This is a genomic window from Streptomyces sp. NPDC004838 (assembly GCF_053600955.1).
In genome coordinates this window covers 55,732-73,439 of record NZ_JBSGAW010000013.1, presented here as the reverse complement: position 1 = coordinate 73,439, position 17,708 = coordinate 55,732, and the positions used below count along the sequence as shown (strand labels likewise).

At 69.5% G+C, this 17,708-nt stretch carries 11 protein-coding genes, 1 tRNA gene and 3 pseudogenes; 9 read left to right on the top strand and 6 right to left on the bottom strand.

The annotated features are described in order from the left end of the window. The first annotated feature begins 157 nt into the window (after positions 1-157). From ACWEFL_RS16990 to ACWEFL_RS16955, 8 genes and pseudogenes are all read left to right on the top strand, one after another. A complete protein-coding gene (locus tag ACWEFL_RS16990) occupies positions 158-1,009 on the top strand; it encodes a hypothetical protein (protein ID WP_451712769.1) in 852 nt (283 codons plus the stop codon). A 488-nt stretch (positions 1,010-1,497) separates the two neighbouring features. Then, on the top strand, positions 1,498-3,174 hold the full coding sequence (locus ACWEFL_RS16985) for a hypothetical protein (protein ID WP_451712767.1): 1,677 nt from the start codon (positions 1,498-1,500) through the stop codon (positions 3,172-3,174). Positions 3,175-3,516: 342 nt separating this feature from the next. Then, complete coding sequence (locus ACWEFL_RS16980; RefSeq protein WP_451712765.1) at positions 3,517-3,951, top strand: hypothetical protein; 435 nt, start codon at positions 3,517-3,519, stop codon at positions 3,949-3,951. Continuing rightward, on the top strand, positions 3,948-5,972 hold the full coding sequence (locus ACWEFL_RS16975; RefSeq protein ID WP_451712763.1) for an Hsp70 family protein: 2,025 nt from the start codon (positions 3,948-3,950) through the stop codon (positions 5,970-5,972). Before ACWEFL_RS16980 ends, ACWEFL_RS16975 begins: the two co-directional genes overlap by 4 nt. Next, positions 5,953-6,270, top strand: a pseudogene (locus tag ACWEFL_RS16970) (RNase A-like domain-containing protein); the annotation flags it as partial. The gene ACWEFL_RS16975 and the pseudogene ACWEFL_RS16970, both read left to right, overlap by 20 nt. After that, the gene (locus ACWEFL_RS16965) at positions 6,271-6,411 is read left to right on the top strand and encodes a hypothetical protein (RefSeq protein ID WP_451712760.1); all 141 of its coding nucleotides are present in this window, start codon (positions 6,271-6,273) and stop codon (positions 6,409-6,411) included. A 50-nt stretch (positions 6,412-6,461) separates the two neighbouring features. Then, entirely contained in the window at positions 6,462-6,965 is a 504-nt protein-coding gene (locus ACWEFL_RS16960) for a hypothetical protein (protein WP_451712758.1), read from the top strand. Between the two features lie 66 nt (positions 6,966-7,031). Next, positions 7,032-7,163 (top strand): annotated as a pseudogene (locus ACWEFL_RS16955) (RNase A-like domain-containing protein); the annotation flags it as partial. A 45-nt stretch (positions 7,164-7,208) separates the two neighbouring features. Here ACWEFL_RS16955 and ACWEFL_RS16950 read toward each other — a convergent pair. Next, positions 7,209-7,436 (bottom strand): hypothetical protein, encoded by a 228-nt coding sequence (locus ACWEFL_RS16950; RefSeq protein WP_451712755.1) that lies wholly within the window; start codon positions 7,434-7,436, stop codon positions 7,209-7,211. A gap of 95 nt (positions 7,437-7,531) precedes the next feature. Here ACWEFL_RS16950 and ACWEFL_RS16945 point away from each other — a divergent pair. Then, positions 7,532-7,714 (top strand): annotated as a pseudogene (locus tag ACWEFL_RS16945) (tyrosine-type recombinase/integrase); the annotation flags it as partial. A 45-nt stretch (positions 7,715-7,759) separates the two neighbouring features. Here the strand turns inward: ACWEFL_RS16945 and ACWEFL_RS16940 are convergent. The 5 genes from ACWEFL_RS16940 to topA form a co-directional block, all read right to left on the bottom strand. Then, positions 7,760-7,833, bottom strand: a tRNA-Thr gene (locus ACWEFL_RS16940). A gap of 146 nt (positions 7,834-7,979) precedes the next feature. Next, positions 7,980-9,533 (bottom strand): alpha/beta hydrolase, encoded by a 1,554-nt coding sequence (locus ACWEFL_RS16935; protein ID WP_451712753.1) that lies wholly within the window; start codon positions 9,531-9,533, stop codon positions 7,980-7,982. A gap of 62 nt (positions 9,534-9,595) precedes the next feature. Further along, on the bottom strand, positions 9,596-10,801 hold the full coding sequence (locus ACWEFL_RS16930) for a DNA polymerase III subunit delta' (protein WP_451712751.1): 1,206 nt from the start codon (positions 10,799-10,801) through the stop codon (positions 9,596-9,598). Between the two features lie 236 nt (positions 10,802-11,037). Further along, on the bottom strand, positions 11,038-14,490 hold the full coding sequence (gene tmk / locus ACWEFL_RS16925) for a dTMP kinase (RefSeq protein WP_451712749.1): 3,453 nt from the start codon (positions 14,488-14,490) through the stop codon (positions 11,038-11,040). 160 nt (positions 14,491-14,650) lie between these two features. Next, positions 14,651-17,521 carry a type I DNA topoisomerase gene (gene topA, locus ACWEFL_RS16920; RefSeq protein ID WP_451712746.1) on the bottom strand — a complete coding sequence of 957 codons (2,871 nt, stop codon included), beginning with the start codon at positions 17,519-17,521 and terminating at the stop codon, positions 14,651-14,653. Between the last annotated feature and the right edge of the window lie 187 nt (positions 17,522-17,708).

The window sequence follows — 17,708 nt, the reverse complement described above, 5'->3', positions numbered from 1 at the left end:
AACGAGCCGCAGGGCCCGCGAGGCGTCCACCGGAATCGCAGCGGCGGAACGCGGTCGGCTCCGACCCCGGGACTTCCACCGACACACTTCGCATCGTCATGCTCTGGGCACCGGGCACGATAGCGTCGCGCGATGTCGGTGTTGTTGAATGGCGGACATGGCAGCAGTAGTGAACGAGCCAGTCGTGAAGGCGTCCACAACGAGCGATTTCTTCCGCGCCGGGGAGCGGCTGCGGGACGCGGACACGGTCTCCGACAGCGTGGCCGACGACGGCGGCACGAGCGGCTCGGTGACCACGAACGAGGGAAAATACGACGTCTGGGTAGGCGTGGTCAACCACCGCCTGACCGGCGAATGCCGCTGCACGGATGCCAGGGCCACCACGCTCTGCCCGCACGCGGTGGCACTCGCCCTCGACGCCATCGCCTCCGGTTTCCGCTGGGCGCCGGCTCCCGCGCGGGACGCAGACACGGTCGATCCGCAGGACGCGTACGGTCAGTTGACCGTGGCCGAGAAGGGGCGGGTACTCGAGTCCCTGCTCGCCGAGCAGCCTGGGCTGCAGGCGGACGTGGGGCGCCTGGCGGTCGCCCTTCTCGACAGCCCCGGCTCGGCACGGCACGGCCGTGGGCGGCGGGTGGACGCGGAAGAACTGCGGCGGGAGACCGCGGTCACGGTCGAAGACGCCCTCCGGGGACTGGAGATCGGCGCCCTTCGTACCGGATACCAGCCGGGATTCGGATACGTCGACGTGCACGAGGCGGCGGGCAGCATGGTGGGAGAAGCCCTCGAGCCGTACCAGCACGACATCACACGCCGCCTGGGCCTCGGGCTTACCGGTGCGGCCCGCCAGATCGCTCTGGGCGTGCTTGACGGACTCGCCGCATGCGAGGGCGCATACGACGGCGAAGAAGTGCTGAACTATGCGGGCGAGGACCTGGCTGATACCTACGGCTGGGGCGTCCGCGAGCAGTTGCGGGCGGCGGGAGCCCCCCTGCCCGAAGACGAGTAGCCCGCTGCCCGTTGGACGGGTAAGAACGGTCGGACCAGCAGTGCGTATCCGTGTGCCTGTACAGCTTCACGGGGGTCAGGACAACCATCGGAGCGTACCGCGAGATGGGCCCCCGCAGCGTGCACAATCTCCGCAGCTTCCGATCGGCAGCAGCGCCGGCCGCGCGGTCCGGGCAGTTCCTCCGTGGACCCTGCCCTTGCAGCACCTCACCCCAGCGACCAGCTGCGCTTCTGCCCCGGACCTGGAAATGCCCGTACGTCGCTTTCGATCGCTTCCTCCCCGGCGTCACGGCCCCTACACCACCCCACGAGTCGCCAGACGCACTCACCATCGCTCACAGAGCGCCAGGAGGAGGCGTCAGCCCGGTGTACACACGTCCCTCTCTTCCGCAGCAGGCCGCCTGATACATGCGCCCCGCAAAATACCGAACTGTTGGGGAAACTGGCGGACTTGTGGCTGATGTCAGTGCTCACGGTTACTCTGCCGGGGTGTACGAGGAGTTCGAGCTTGAGGACCCCGTGGCGCGCAGACGCGCCGCGATCGCCGTAGAAAGGGACCGTCTGGCGCGCGACCGTGAACGGCGCGAGTCCCGAGGCCGCACGGCTGTCAGTGGCTTCCTCCGCCGGAAGTGGGGCTGGCTGGGAGTGGACGGCGACGACGCCGTCACCGCCATCCACGGCATCCTCGACGAACTCTTCCGCGCCGACGGTCTCGCCGAGGAGCCGCGGGCCGTTCTGCGGGCGGCTGCGGCCGGCACCCTCGATCGCGAGGCGCTGCTGCCAGCTGTGCGGGCCGCTCTGGAGCGCATGACTCCCCAGGAGGTTCTCGCGCAGATACGGAGTATGTGGGAGGTCGGGATTCCCTGGCTGACAGCCGCCGGCGCGGAGCGCTCCCGGGTGATCTGTTCCAGCGCGCCGAGTCTCCTGCTCGTCAGCGGCAGGTCGCGAGGCGTGTCCGGCGGACCGGCCTTCTCTCTTTTCGCCGCTGCAGCTACGCAAGGCGCCGTGCCCGTGCCCACACGCCACCTGCCAGAGATTCTGCTCTGGGCACCGATGTCCGCCCTCGACGATCTCGTCGACCACGGTGGACTACTGCCCGAGGACACTCCCTGGGAACGGCGGGACGAGGACGAGGCCCTGTATCTGCGCGCACGCCTCGCGCCGGAAACGATCTCGTCCGAGGAAGCGATCACGTTGGAGTGGGCCGACTACCTTCGACGCGAGGCTTTCCTGAACGGCGCGCGTCTCGAACGGCTGGAGCCCGCAGACGTGTGGGACCTGTTGTATGACGTCGTCGCGGACGGGAACATTACGCGCATCAACGAACTGGACGCTCTCTTACCCCGCACTCAGCAGATCCAGCTCCGGGACATCAGGTCCGGCGCTGTCAACGGCGAGTGGCCTCGTGAGACCGTCGTGGACAACGGACTGTGGCTGCTGATGGCCACCCTCTGGCAGCCACAGCAGAGCGTGAATCCTCAGCTCAGCCCCCTTCACGCCCTGGTGGCGCTCAACCGGGCATACGACCTGCTCAAGGCGGGCCGACTGGAGCAAGCGGCCAAGCAGACAGAGCGGTTCGAGAAGGGCGCGACCGGCAGGCGGGCCGACGCGGGAATCCGCCAGGAGGCGCTCACCATACGGGCCTACGTCGCCGCGGTAGAGGGCAACCTCGACACCGCGGATACCCACGCACGGGCTGCCGCCGGCCTCGGAGAGCAGGCCGCACCCAACGTCGCGCTGGTGCGTTCCTGGAAGGCCACGCCGAAGAACCGGCGTGATCGGGCGACCAATCCGTTCATTGAACTCGGCCTGGACCACGCCTCGTTCCGCTGGGAGAAGTACTGCAGAGAACTATTCCGCCAGGCAGAGGGCGATCAAGCACTGCAGGCATGGATCAACGAAGCCGAGGGGCGAATCCGCGCGGCGCAGGGCGGTGACGCAGGCTTCTCGGTGTTCTTCCGCATCCCTCTGGAGCCGGAGCGGTATTTGATGCCGGACACGGTTCCCACGACGCTCGTGCCGCCCGTCAAAGGACTGGCCCGCCGCACTCCCTCCCTCAGCGGCGAGCAGTTGGAGCAGATCCGGGCGCGCGCCGCCGTCGAACTTCTCGACGACCTGCGGACCACTCCCCCACGCCTCGACCGCCACCACGGCCAACGGGCCTGATGCCTCTCCCCTGCCCCTCCTCATCCCCATAGGTAACCGTCTGCCATGTCTCCCGGAATGCAACCAGCGCGATCATCCGACTCCCAAGGCCGGCCGCCTGGCAAGAGGGCGTCGCCGAAGAAGGCCAAAACCAGAAAAAAGGTGGTGAAAGCCGATCGTCCCGGCCGAATCTGCCCGGCATGCGGTGGTATCCAGCCCGGGGCGCAGAAGCGCGCCAAGACGCACAGGCCCACCGGCCTGCGTTCACGTCAAGGGGCAACACGCGCAGCCGCCGCCCGTGCTACGGACGGCGACGAACGCTCAGCAACAGCCGATGCCACGTCAGCACCTGCGCGTGAACCGGTGGACGCCCCAACCCTGGTCAAGGGAATCGTCGAGCGCCTCCCAGCCGCGCTCGGTATGCGTCACGATGACAGTCCGCTCTTGCCCGCCCAGTTCACCGCCGCCGTACGGAAGGCCGTACTAGAGGAGTTCCGCACTCGCGCCACTTTCGTCGGCCGACTCGCCGAGATCGATGCCGTGCTGTGGACACAGCCGGACCGTATTGGGCCAGCCGTACGCACCGCCATGGCGGACCATCTGAGCGCACTTGGCATCCACCGGCTCGAAACACCCGCGAACGCAGACGCGTTCGTCGTCACCGAAGGCGTCGGCGAGGCGTTCGAACTTCTCAGCCCCGCCTACGTCGACGACCTCACTGGCAAGGTCATCCTGGCCGGGCAACTCCGCCGGATCGCCGCGGATCGTGCACAGAACCACACGGGAGAAGAAGCATGACGGCCACCGGGATCGACTTCGGAACCACGAACTCGGTCGCCGCACAGTGGAATGGCGGCGAGTTCGCGGAGGTCCTCGAAATCGGCAGCCAGGGCCTGGACGCCAACTGGAGACGCCCGGGCTTCGAGCGCCTGTACCCATCGGTGGTTGGAACCAGCTCCCTGCGCGCCAGCACGTTGTTCGGCTGGGAGGCCAAGCTCCGCTCCGAGCGCGCCGTCGAGGCGTGCAAGCGCATGCTGCGCGAGGAACCCCTCGTCACCATCGGAGGCGAACGCTTCGCCGCCACCACTGCCGCAGCAGCTGTCTTCCGTTCGATGGTTCTCGCCGCACAGGACGAGGCGGCTACGGACATCGACGAAGCAGTCATCACCGTACCCGCCAACGCCACCGGCGCAGCCCGGTTCCGCACACGGGAAGCGGCGCGTGCCGCCGGAATCACCGTGCGCACCCTGCTCAACGAGCCCACCTCAGCGGCAATCGCCTACGCTCACTACCTGGAAAAAGAGGGTGAGTTCCTGGTCTTCGACTGGGGCGGCGGCACCATGGACGCCACCCTCCTTCTCCACGACGACGGCTTCTTTGACGAGAAGGCCAGCCGCGGTGTCAACCGGCTCGGCGGCCTAGAGATCGACGAACGGCTGCGGCGCATGGTCCTAGACCGGGCACCCGCCCAGCGACCCTGGACCGATTCGGAGAAACGTCAGTTCCGGCTCGACATCGAACGCAGCAAGATCCTGCTCTCCCAGCAGGAGTCCGTCAACGTGATCACTCCGGACGGCATACCGATCGAGATCGGCCAGCACGAATTCTCGTACGAGATCCAGGACCTCATCACTCGCGCGCTGGAACCCGTGGAAAAGTGCCTTGCGCAGGCCCGCATCGAGCCGGAGGACCTGGCCGCCGTATTGATGATCGGAGGCAGCAGCCAGATTCCGGCCGTCCGCGCCGCCGTCGCCGAGGCTCTCGACCGAGAGCTGGTTTCCGTCGACGCGTTCGACCCCATGACCGTCGTCGCCGAGGGTGCGGCCATCTGCGCGGCCGCCATGGCGGGCGAACTGACCAGCATCATCCGCGTCGTCAACACGCACGCGCTTGGAACGGTCACCACGGGACGGGATGGCAAGAGGCAGTTCAGCACCCTGATCCCGCGCAATCTCCGGCTCCCACAGCAGCGTGTGAAGGCCTATGAGCCGAACAAGGACAACGTCTCCAAACTGACGGTGGAGGTATGGGAAGGAACCCCCGATCGACCGGTCGACCACCCGGACAACGTCAAACTGACCGAACTTGAACTGCGCTACCCCGAGCCTTGCAAGGACAGGAATGAGGGCGTCTTCGACCTCGAGTTCACCTACAGCAAGGAAGGACTGCTGTCGGTCAAGGCAACCTTGCAGCGAACCGGCGAGCCCGTCCTCAACGGCGAGATCAAGGTGTTTGGCGACGGAGCCGTGGAGCCGGAAGTGAAGAAGGAACTCGAGCGGCTTCTCGCCCTCGCCCCAGCCACACGCCCCACACCGAAACCGACACACCCTCAGCAGCCGTCCTCTCGCCTCCCTCGGTCGGGCGGTCCCACCGAACCGCTCGTCGTGGACGGATCCAACCTGGCATGGAACGGAAGGCCACCGCGGCACAAGGGCGGACAGCCGAGCTTCACGGCACTCCAGGCCGCCGTGACAGCACTGCGCTTCAAGCATCCACAGCGCGACATCCACGTCGTCGTGGATGCCTCTCTGAGACACCAAGTCAGCGCGGAGGAACGCCCCCTCGTCGAAGAGGCCATCGCGGACGGCCACGTCGTACAGCCTCCGGCGGGCACAGAGGGACGAGGAGACGCACTCGTCATCAGCATCGCCGAGGAAGTGGGCGGAGTCATCGTCTCCAACGACAACTTCGCACCGTTCCAGAAGGACAGTCCGTGGCTACTGACCAAGGGTCGGGTAATGGGGGCAACGCAGTCGCACGGCATCTGGGTGTTCACCGCGCGCACGCCCAACGTGGCCGCTGGAGGCGTACGCCGCTGACACGCTGGCGGCCGACGGCCTGGACAAGCACGTCGGCAAGACGGACGAACAGCTCGCGCAGCGCCTGCGTGACCAGCAGACGAACGGGCCGAACCATGCCTGGCCGTACGGCAAGCCGTACCCGAGCAGCACTTCGGCCTTCCCTGACTACCAGCGGGCGGAGGACCTGACCAAGTACAACCTCAACAAGAACCGGGCCGCCATCGAGGCGTGGCTCAAGGGCCCGCCGCCGCCGGGAGAGGGAGACGTCAAAGGCTCCCATTCGACCGCGCCGAACGGCGAGACCAGCGGCCGCAGCGTGAGCAAGCAGCCGATGGACCCGAACGACCCGCTCTCCGGGGACAAGCAGGGCGGCATGAACGCCAAGGCGTACGACAGCACCGGCATCGACACGCGGATCCGGTACGACAGCAGCCGAACCCGCCGTTCACCGTCATGACGTCGATGCCCTCCAAGTCCTAGCGTCCACCGAGCAAAAGCCAGCACCATATGTCCGTCGACCAGACCTCCTGGAAAGCCGCGGTACGCCACCTGTACAGGGACGCGTTCGCGTACATCGCCACCGGCCCGCGCCGCCACGAGGACTGGATGCTCGATGTCCTCGCGCTGATGGCCCGGGCCATGCCGGACCCCTGGGGCTGGGCCCGCGTCGACGACGCGGAGGAGGACCCCGAGCGCCTGGGGAACCCCATGTGGCCCTTCGCCATCCACCCCCCGGAGTACGTCGCGCCCCGTCTCAAGAAGATCGACCGGGACAGTGCCGAGGATCTGCTCCTGGCCCTCACCGGGGGCGGCTGCACCCTGTCCAACCTCGGGTACTTCGACGAGTATGCGGACGACTTGAGGGCGATGGCGGGCAGCGCGCCCGGCACACTCGACTTCACTCTGGAGAGCCTGGGATACAGCCCGATGAGCGTCTTCACTGAGGATTGCGGTCTCGTCGTCGTCTCGGACACCGAGGTCGGCCTGTTCTGGAACTTCAACGGCCTGTGACCCGGCTGCTGATCTCGATCCCCTGCGGACGTAGTTCCTGACCAGGTCATTTGAGAGGATGTCCCCGTGCTGACCCGTACCGCCTCCTATCCCGACCGGGAGACCGCCCAAGGGGCAACCCAGCAGGTGGTGACCGTCAACGAGCAGGTCGTCCATCGCTGGCTCGCCCAGGGCACCCGGGCCCGCCTCACCATCGAGATCCGGGCTTGAGGTCAGCCTCCATTGCGTGCACGAAGCCACAGGTCAGCGACCTGGAACTTCGCCGTCGCCCAGACCGGCCAGGGTCAGCGGACCCAACGCCGGAGCCTCGGCGGCACGACCTGGCGTTGTCACACTGGTGGCTATTGTCCGGCCCTGGATGAAACGGCCGGTGTCCTTGCCGCTCTGGTCGGTCTTGCACGTCGAGATCGTCACGAACAGGCCGACGTCGTGAACCTTCACGCGCTTGACGAGCTGGTCCGCGAGCTCCATCCCGCGGTGCGGGTTGCTGTAGGTAGGGGCCCGCCTGGTGGTCCCACTTCGGTCCGTCCTATGGGCCACCGCACGATGCCTGATCTTCGCCATTCCTGCGGCACACCCAGATCAGCCAGACACGGCGGTAAGTCAAAGGACGCTCCACCCTCACCAGGGACGCCATGCGCCGCATGGGAGTCACCTTCATGCCCCGCCCCGAACCGCCACCTGAGACCAGAACCGAGACCACCGACACCCGCACAGCCCGCGCCCGACGCCGACGACGCATCCGCTGAACGAAGAAGCCCAGCTCAGACACGGTCTGAGCTGGGCTCCGGATGAGCCGCCTTCGGGATTCGAACCCGAGACCTACGCATTACGAGTGCGTTGCTCTGGCCAACTGAGCTAAGGCGGCGAGCTGCGGATATACGCGTCCTCCCGAGAACACGTTCGCATCAGCAGCGGCGCCAAGTCTACAGGGTTGATCCGGGTGCCCCGGACCATCCCGCACCCTGAGCCGTCCGGGTGCGGGATGGCGCGCGCGAGGGGTGGGGAGGGGGGTCAGCGGCAGCGTTTGCCGTTCGGTGGAGGGGTGCCGTCGAGGAGGAAGGTGTTGATCGCGGTGTCGACGCAGTCGCTGCCCCGGCCGTACGCCGTGTGGCCGTCGCCCTCGTAGGTCAGCAGGCGGCCGGAGGAGAGCTGGCCGGCCAGCGACTGGGACCACTTGTAGGGGGTCGCGGGGTCGCGGGTGGTGCCGACCACGAGGATGGGGGGTGTGCCGTTGGCCTCGATGCGGTGGGGGGTACCGGTGGCCGGGGTGGGCCAGTAGGCGCAGTTGAGGGCGGCCCAGGCGAAGTTCCGGCCGAAGACCGGTGACACCTGCTCGAACTCGGCAAGCGCGGATCGCACGGCGTCCGGGCCGGTGAAAGCGGGGGGCGCGTCCAGGCAGTTCACGGCCGCGTTGGCCATCATCAGATTGGAGTACGTGCCGTCGCTCTCGCGCTCGTAGTAGCTGTCGGCCAGAGCGAGGAGTGGGGCGCCGTCGCCGTTCATGGCGCTCGTCAGGGCGGTGCGGAGCCCGGGCCAGGCGCCCTCGTCGTACATCGCGGTGAGGACTCCGGTGGTGGCCAGGGATTCGCCCAGCGGACGGCTGCCGGTGGGGACGGGTTTCGCGTCCAGTTCGGCGAAGAAGGTCTTGAGTCGGTCGGAGGCATCCGCCGTGGTGGCGGTGCCGAGGGGACAGTCCCGCTGCTTGACGCAGTCCGCCGCGAACGCCTTGAACGCCGTCTCGAACCCCTCCGTCTGGTCGCGATTCAGCTCCCGGGCCGGGAGGGAGGGGTCCAGCGCGCCGTCGAGTACGAGGCGGCCGGTGCGGCTAGGGAAGAGTTCGGCGTAGGTCGCGCCCAGGAACGTGCCGTACGAAGCGCCCACATACGACAGCTTCTCGTCGCCCAGCACCGCGCGCAGGATGTCCATGTCACGGGCCGCGTCGACGGTCGAGACATGCGGCAGGACCTTGCCCGAACGCTTCTGGCAGCCCGCCGCGAAGTCCTTGAGCGCGGTCGTGAGACGGGTCGTCTCGGCGGCGTCGTCGGGGGTCTGGTCGATCTGCGTGTACGCGTCCATCTCCTTCCCGCCGAGACATTCGACGGGCTCGCTGCGGGCGACACCGCGCGGGTCCATCGCGACCATGTCGTAGCGGGCGCGGACCGGGGCCGGATAACCGATGCCCGCGTACGCCTGGAGGTAGCCGACGGCCGAACCTCCGGGGCCGCCGGGGTTGACCTGGAGCGACCCGAGGCGCTTACCGGGGCCGGTGGCCTTCTTGCGGGCGACGGCGAGCTGAACGGAGTCGCCGCCCGGCTTGTCGTAGTCGAGCGGGGCCTTCAGCGTGGAGCACTGGAAACCGGGCGCACCGCAGTCCCGCCACGACAACTTCTGCGCGTAGTACGGCTTCAGCCCGGCCGTCGGCGCCGTTGTGGCCCCGGCGCCCGAACCGCCCGACGAGGACGCGGCGGCGCTGGGCGGCGACCCCGCGCCGGTGCAGCCTGAGATCAGCACGGCGGTCGCGGCCAGTGCGAGGGCGGAGCTTCGGAGCAGGCGCCTTGGGTCCATTCCCGGAGCGTAGGCGACGGCACGGAAGAACGCCCATCCGTACACGGTCGATCACGAAGGAGTCACCCCGCGCGCAGGGCCACCGTCATCGCCTCGACCGCCAGCAGCGGAGCGACATTCGCCTCCAGGGCGCCTCTGCAGGCGACCACAGCCTCTATCCGGCGCAGGGTTCCCTCGGGGGTCGAGGCGCGGGCGATGCGGTCGAGCGAGTCCCGTACGTCGCCGTTGGCGAGCGCGACCTCGCTGCCCAGCTGGAGGGCGAGCACATCGCGGTAGAACCCGGTCAGATCGCTGAGCGCCAAGTCCAGGCTGTCGCGCTGGGTGCGCGTCCTGCGACGCTTCTGCCTGTCCTCCAGCTCCTTCATCGCCCCGGCCGTCCCTCGCGGCATCCGGCCGCCCTGCGACGCGCCGAGCGCCGCCTTCAGGTCATCCGTCTCCTTCGCGTCGATCTCCTCGGCGCCCTGTCTGGCGTCGTCGGCCGCGGCGTCGATCAGCTCCTGCGCGGCCTTGAGGCAGCCGCCGATGTCGTCGACCCGCAGCGGCAGCTTCAGCACGGCCGCCCGCCGCGCGCGGGCCCGCTCGTCGGTCGCCAGCCGGCGGGCTCTGCCGATGTGGCCCTGTGTGGCCCGGGCCGCTGCCGCGGCCACGTCGGGCTCGATGCCGTCCCTCCGGATCAGTACGTCGGCGACCGCCGCGACGGACGGCGTACGCAGCGTGAGATGACGGCAGCGCGAACGGATCGTCGGCAGCACGTCCTCCAGCGACGGGGCGCACAGGAGCCATACGGTGCGGGGCGCGGGCTCCTCGACGGCCTTCAGGATGACGTTGCCCGCGCCCTCCGTGAGACGGTCGGCGTCCTCCAGGATGATCACCTGCCAGCGTCCGACCGCCGGGGACAGCTGGGCGCGGCGGACGAGGTCGCGGGTCTCCTTGACGCCGATGGAGAGCAGGTCGGTACGGACGACCTGCACATCGGCGTGCGTCCCCACGAGCGCGGTATGGCAGCCGTCGCAGAATCCGCAGCCCGGCGCGCCGCCGAGGGCTCTGTCGGGGCTGACGCACTGCAGCGCGGCGGCGAAGGCGCGGGCGGCGGTGGAGCGCCCGGAGCCCGGCGGGCCGGTGAAGAGCCAGGCGTGCGTCATCTTGGAGGCGTCCGGGAGGTCCTCCCCCTGCTCAACCGCGGTGACGAGGGCGTCCGCGTCCCGGGCGGCGGCAGCGAGCTGCGCCTGGACGCGCTCCTGCCCGACGAGGTCGTCCCATACGGCCATACGCCGTCACCTGCCTCTGGTGCCTCTGGCTTCTGTGCTGGAGTCCCATTGTGGGGCAGGGGTGTGACAACGGAGGTTCCCGACCCCGCGGGGGCGAGCGGGCGACGGCCTCATCGCGTCGCGAGGCCGGCTTCTCGCCTCGTGGCGGCGGACGGTCTTCCCGAGACGGGTCCGGGTCCGGACGGGTACGGGTCCGTGCGCGCCCGGACCCGTACCCCAGGTCCGTTCCTACGGTCTCAGCGCCTTCTCCTGCGCCCCTCGTCGTCCTCGTCGTGCGGGCCCAGCAGTTCGTCCGCCAGAGTCGGGAGGTCGTCCAGCGGGGTCTCCTCCGCCCAGTCCGAGCGGCGGCGGGGGCGACCTGTGCTCGGGTCCACCTGCGGGAGTTCCCGCGTACGGTCGTTCGGGCCGACGAGACCGGGGGAGCCGTCGGAACGAGACGACCCAGCGGAGCCCGAAGCACCGGCAGGGCCACCGGAGCCGACAGGACCTGAAGCGCCCAAGGGACCTGAAGCGCCCGAGGCTCCCGTCCGCTCCTCACGGAAGATGCCCGGCGGGACCCTGTCCGCCGGAGACTCGTCACGGACCGGTGGCAGGACTGCCGTCTCCGCCGTGGCTGGATTCGCCGAGCCCGTGGGGTTCGCCGGCTTGTCGGCGTCCTCCGGGACCTGTGGCAGAACCGCCGTCTCGGCCACGTCCGACGACGGCGACTGCGACGACGGCGTCTGCGACGGCGGGCGCTTCTGCTGAGACGACCCGGGCGACCGCGGCTGCTGGGACGGCTGCGGCGGCGGCGAGACCTTCGGAACCTCCTGAGTCACCTCGTCCGGGCGCACGACAGGCGTCACGACCGTCTCTTCGTCGGCGGAAACCGCGTCCGAGGCCGAAGCAGCAGCCTCCGCCGCAGCGGCAGCAGCAGCCGCGGCCGCCTCAGCCCGGCGCGCCTCCTCCGCCTTCAGCAGCGCCTCCTCCGCCTTGCGCTGCTTCTCCAAGCGGCGTTCCTCCGCCTCGGCGCGCAGTCGGGCCTGCTCCTCGGCGAGCTTCCGCAGGCGCTCCTGTTCCTCCCTGTGCGCCTTCTCCTCCGCCTCCCGCTTGCGGCGCTCCTCCTCCGCGAGCCGGCGCGCCTCCTCGGCGCGCTGACGGGCTTCCTCCGCCTGCCGCTCGGCCTCCCGCTGGCGCGCGGCCTCCTCCTCGGCCTTGCGACGGGCCTCCTCCTCGGCGCGGAGCTTCGCGAGCTGCGCCTCGCGCTCACGCTCAAGGCGCTCCTCCTCCGCCTTGCGCGCCGCCTCTTCCTCCGCCTTGCGCCGCGCCTCCTCCTCGGCCTTGCGCCGGGCTTCCTCCTGCGCCTTCACCTCGGCGGCGGAGAGCGGGAGCAACTGGTCGAGCCGGTGGCGTACGACGGTGGTGACGGCCTCGGGCTCCTGGCCCGCGTCCACGACCAGATACCGGCCCGGATCGCCGGCCGCCAGGGTCAGATAGCCCGCGCGCACCCGCCGGTGGAATTCCGCGGGCTCGGACTCCAGCCGGTCCGGCGCCTCCGTGAAGCGTTCGCGCGCGGTCTCCGGCGCGACGTCCAGCAGCACCGTCAGATGCGGTACGAGTCCACCCGTGGCCCACCGCGAGATACGGGCGATCTCCGTCGGGGCCAGATCGCGCCCGGCGCCCTGGTAGGCGACGGACGAGTCGATGTACCGGTCGGAGATGACGATCGCACCGCGCTCCAGGGCGGGCAGGACGACCGAACTGACGTGCTCGGCGCGGTCGGCGGCGTACAGCAGCGCCTCGGCGCGGTTGGACAGCCCGGCGGACGAGACATCGAGCAGGATCGACCTCAGCCGCTTTCCGACGGGCGTCGCACCCGGCTCACGGGTGACGACGACCTCGTGGCCCTTGGCCCGGATCCACTCGGCGAGCGCCTCGACCTGGGTGGACTTCCCGGAACCGTCGCCGCCCTCTATGGCGATGAAGAACCCGGTCGGCGCGGGAGCCTGCGCCGGATCGGCGCCACCGCGCAGGGCGTCGCCGAGGTCGCGCCTCAGCGGCACGCCCGACCGGTCGTCCGTCTTCGCGAGGACGACCGCGGCGACGGGCAGCAGCAGCGCGCCCACCAGCATCAGGGTGAACGCCGCCCCGCCGTGGGCGAAGACGAAGTCACCGCTGGCCAGACGGTGCGGCCCGATCGCCGCGGCGAGCAGTGGCGCGGCGATCGCGCCGAGGCCGATGGTGAGACGTACGGTCGCCTGGAGGTGGTCGGTCATCCGGCCACGCCGGAACTCCTCCGTCTCCTGGTCGATGAGTACATGCCCGGTGCTCGCGGCGACGCCCGCGGAGACACCGGCGACGAGCGCGATGAACAGCACGGTCGCCGTGTCCGGCACGAGCCCCATCGCGAGCAGCGCGACCCCGGTGAACGCGAGGGCGAGCGCCAGCAGCCGCCTGCGGGACAGCGCCGGCAGGACGGACGCGGCGCCACGGATGCCGAGTGCCGTACCGCCGGTCAGCGCGATGACGAGCAGAGCGAAAGCGGCGGGTCCGCCTCCGAGGTCGATGGCGTGCAGTACGGAGACGGCGACGGCCGACGAGATCGCGCCCGCGACCGCCGCGCAGCCGATGACGAGCAGGGGCACGGCACCCGTACGGCCCTTGTCGGATGTGCGCTTCTTGCCGGAATCACGCCCCTTGTCCGGACCGCGGTTCTTACCCGGAGCGCCACCCTTGCCCGGGCGGGCCTGGTCCGTGCCGCGCTCCGGGGCACCGCCCTGGTCCGTGCCGACAGGAGCGCCCACGGAGGGCCTCCGCAGTCCTTCGAGCGGCGAGCGCGGCCTCGGGGTCGGCGAGTTCGGCAGTTCGATGAAGTACAGCACCGAGATGGAGGCCGCGAAGAGACCGGCCGCGATGTACGACCCGAGGGCCGCCTGGTGCAGCGAGAACCAGTCGACGCCCTTGCCGAGCAGTTCGCCGAGGAGCGCGGAGACGAGCAGGACGACGGCCCCGAGGGGGATCACCGCGAAGGAGGTGCGCAGCCAGAGGCGGCGCAGCGCGTCCAGATGGTCCGGCAGGGGGCGTACGGACGTGCCCTCCGGCGGCGGGGCGGGCAGCAGCGCGGGCGCGGCGCCATCGCGGGAGACGGTCCAGAAACGTTCCGCGGCTCCGGTGACGAACACCGTGATCAGCAGGATCAAGGGCGCGTTGCCGGGCGTCCAGTCGATCCACAGCGGTGCCACGATGAGCAGTACGAGCCGTAGCCCGTCGGCCCCGATCATGGTCCAGCGGCGGTCGAGCGGCCCCTTGGGCGAGGTCAGCGAGATCAGCGGGCCGAGGAGCACGGCCCCGAAGAGCAGGGTGGCGAGAACCCTGGCCCCGAGCACGGCGGCCACGGCGAAGGCCGCTCCCCGGTAGCCGTCCCCGAAGGTTCCCTCGGTCACCGCCGCCTGCAAGGTCAGCAGCAGCAGCACGAACACGGCGAGGGCGTCTCCGATGCCTCCCACCACCTGCGCGTTCCACAGCCGCTTCAGCGGCGGGAAGCGCAACAGGGCGCGCAGGGCGCGCTCACGGGACTCCGCGACCAGATCGTCATGAGGGTCATGTGAGGCGCGTGAGGCAGGGGGTGCAGATGCGCCGGAGTCCGAGGCAGTCTCTGAGGCGGTGCTCACGACCCCCTGCTGCTCGGCTGGCTGCTCGGCTCGCGTCATCCGCCCAGCCTATCCGGAGCGCCGGACTCCCCGAAGGGCCGTCCGAACATACGGACGCTCTGCACAGAGGCTCCCTGCCCTCTCCACAGAGCGCCCGTAGTGCGCCCGGCGCAACCGCATGTACTCGCAGGTAACGTTCGGCGACGGGGGTTCCGTCGACCTACTCGTCGCCGACAGTCGCCGTCTTCCCGGCCGCGGTCTTCTTCGCCACAGCCTTCTTGGCCACGGCCTTCTTCGCGGCCGTCGTCTTCGCGGCCGTCTTCTTCGCCGGAGCGGCCTTCTTGGCGGGCGCGGCCTTCTTGGCCGGAGCCTTCTTCGCCGCCGTCTTCTTCACCGTCTTCTTGGCTGTCTTCTTGGCCGGTGTCTTCGCCCGCTTCTCGGCGAGCAGCTCGTACCCGCGCTCCGGAGTGATCTCCTCCACGCTGTCGCCGGTCCGCAGAGTCGCGTTCGTCTCGCCGTCGGTGACATACGGACCGAATCGGCCGTCCTTGACGACCACCGGCCGCTCGCTCACCGGGTCGGTCCCCAGCTCCTTCAGCGGCGGCTTGGCCGCGGCACGCCCACGCTGCTTGGGCTGCGCGTAGATCGCGAGCGCCTGCTCCAGCGTGATGCCGAAGAGCTGGTCCTCGGTCTCCAGAGAGCGTGAGTCCGTGCCCTTCTTCAGATACGGGCCGTACCGGCCGTTCTGCGCGGTGATCTCCACGCCCTCGGCGTCGGTGCCGACGATCCTGGGCAAGGACATCAGCTTGAGCGCGTCGTCCAGGGTGACGGTGTCCAGCGACATCGACTTGAAGAGGGAGGCCGTACGCGGTTTGACCGCGTTCTTGCCGGTCTTCGGGGTGCCCTCGGGCAGGATCTCGGTGACATACGGGCCGTACCGCCCGTCCTTCGCGACGATCTCGTTCCCCGACACCGGGTCCGTGCCCAGCGCGAAGTCCCCGCTCGGCTTGGCCAGCAGTTCCTCCGCGTACTCGACGGTCAGCTCGTCGGGCGCGAGGTCGTCGGGCACATCGGCGCGCTGATGGCCGTCCGTGTCCTTCTCGCCGCGCTCGATGTACGGGCCGTACCGGCCGACGCGCAGCACGATCCCCTCCCCGACGGGGAAGCTGGAGATCTCACGGGCGTCGATCGCGCCCAGGTCGGTCACCAGGGCCTTGAGACCGCTGAGGTGGTCGCCGCCGTCATTTCCTCCGGAAGCGCCGGAGGACCCGGAAGCCGTGGTTCCGCTGTCGTCGCCCGCGCCGAAGTAGAAGCGCTTCAGCCACGGCACCGCCTGTGCCTCGCCCCGCGCGATGCAGTCGAGGTCGTCCTCCATCTTGGCGGTGAAGTCGTAGTCGACGAGCCTGCCGAAGTGCGTCTCCAGCAGATTGACCACGGCGAAGCTCAGGAACGACGGCACCAGCGCCGTCCCCTTCTTGAACACATAACCGCGGTCGAGGATGGTGCCGATGATCGAGGCGTATGTGGAAGGGCGGCCGATCTCGCGCTCTTCCAGCTCCTTGACCAGCGAGGCTTCGGTGTAGCGGGCGGGCGGCTTGGTGGCGTGGCCGTCCACCGCGATCTCCTCGGCGGCGAGCGCGTCGCCCTCGGCGACCTGCGGCAGCCGGCGCTCGCGGTCGTCCAGCTCCGCGTTCGGGTCGTCGGCCCCCTCCACGTACGCCTTCATGAAGCCGTGGAACGTGATCGTCTTGCCGGACGCGGTGAACTCCACGTCCCGGCCGTCCGACGCCGTGCCGGCGATCTTCACCGTGACCGAGTTGCCGACCGCGTCCTTCATCTGGGAGGCGACGGTCCGCTTCCAGATCAGCTCGTACAGCCTGAGCTGGTCGCCGCTGAGACCCGTCTCGCCGGGGGTGCGGAAACGATCACCCGAGGGCCGGATCGCCTCGTGCGCCTCCTGCGCGTTCTTGACCTTGCCCGCGTACACCCGCGGCTTGTCGGGCAGGTAGTCCGACCCGTACAACTGCGTGACCTGCGCACGGGCCGCCGACACCGCGGTGTCGGAGAGCGTCGTGGAGTCCGTACGCATATAGGTGATGAAGCCGTTCTCGTACAGCTTCTGCGCGATCTGCATGGTGGCCTTGGCCCCGAAGCCCAGCTTGCGGGACGCCTCCTGCTGGAGCGTCGTCGTACGGAACGGGGCGTACGGCGAGCGGCGGTACGGCTTGGACTCGACCGAGCGGACGCCGAACGAGGCGTGCTCCAGCGCGGCGGCCAGGGCACGGGCGTTCGCCTCGTTCAGGTGCAGCACCTGGCCGGACTTGAGCAGGCCGTCGGAGCCGAAGTCGCGGCCCTGGGCGACGCGCTGTCCGTCGACCGTGTTGAGGCGGGCCCTCAGCGACGGGGGGTCGGACGGGTCTCCGGCGCGGCCGGTGGAGAACGTGCCGGTCAGATCCCAGTACTCGGCGGAGCGGAACGCGATGCGCTCGCGCTCCCGCTCGACGACGAGCCGGGTCGCGACGGACTGGACCCGGCCCGCGGAGAGCCGGGGCATGACCTTCTTCCACAGGACCGGCGAGACCTCATAACCGTAGAGACGGTCGAGGATCCGGCGGGTCTCCTGGGCGTCGACCATGCGCTTGTTCAGCTCGCGCGGGTTGGCGACGGCGTCGCGGATCGCGTCCTTGGTGATCTCGTGGAAGACCATCCGGTGGACGGGGACCTTGGGCTTGAGGACTTCGAGCAGATGCCAGGCGATGGCCTCGCCCTCACGGTCCTCATCGGTGGCGAGGTAGAGCTCGTCGGAGGCGGCCAGCTGCTCTTTGAGCTTCTTGACCTGGGCCTTCTTGTCGGCGTTGACGACATAGACGGGCTGGAAGTCACGCTCGACGTCGACACCGAGGCGGCGGACCTCACCGGTGTACTTCTCGGGGACCTCGGCGGCGCCGTTGGGCAGGTCGCGGATGTGCCCGACGCTCGCCTCGACGACATAGCCGGGGCCGAGGTACCCCTTGATCGTCTTCGCCTTGGCAGGCGACTCGACGATCACGAGTCGGCGGCCGCCCTGTGCGGTCTCGCTGGTCGGGGACAACTTCGCTCTTCTCTCCGGTCGACGCTCGGTGGGCAGACACGGGGGTACGGCGCGGGTCGCGCTCACTGCTGTGAACGCTGCCGTGGTGCCGCAGATTCCGTGTGGTGCTTCTGCGTGGTGGTGCTGCCGCTGCGGAGTGTGACGGTACAACCCGCCCCCGTGTCAAACGGCAAAAGCCCGCAACGGC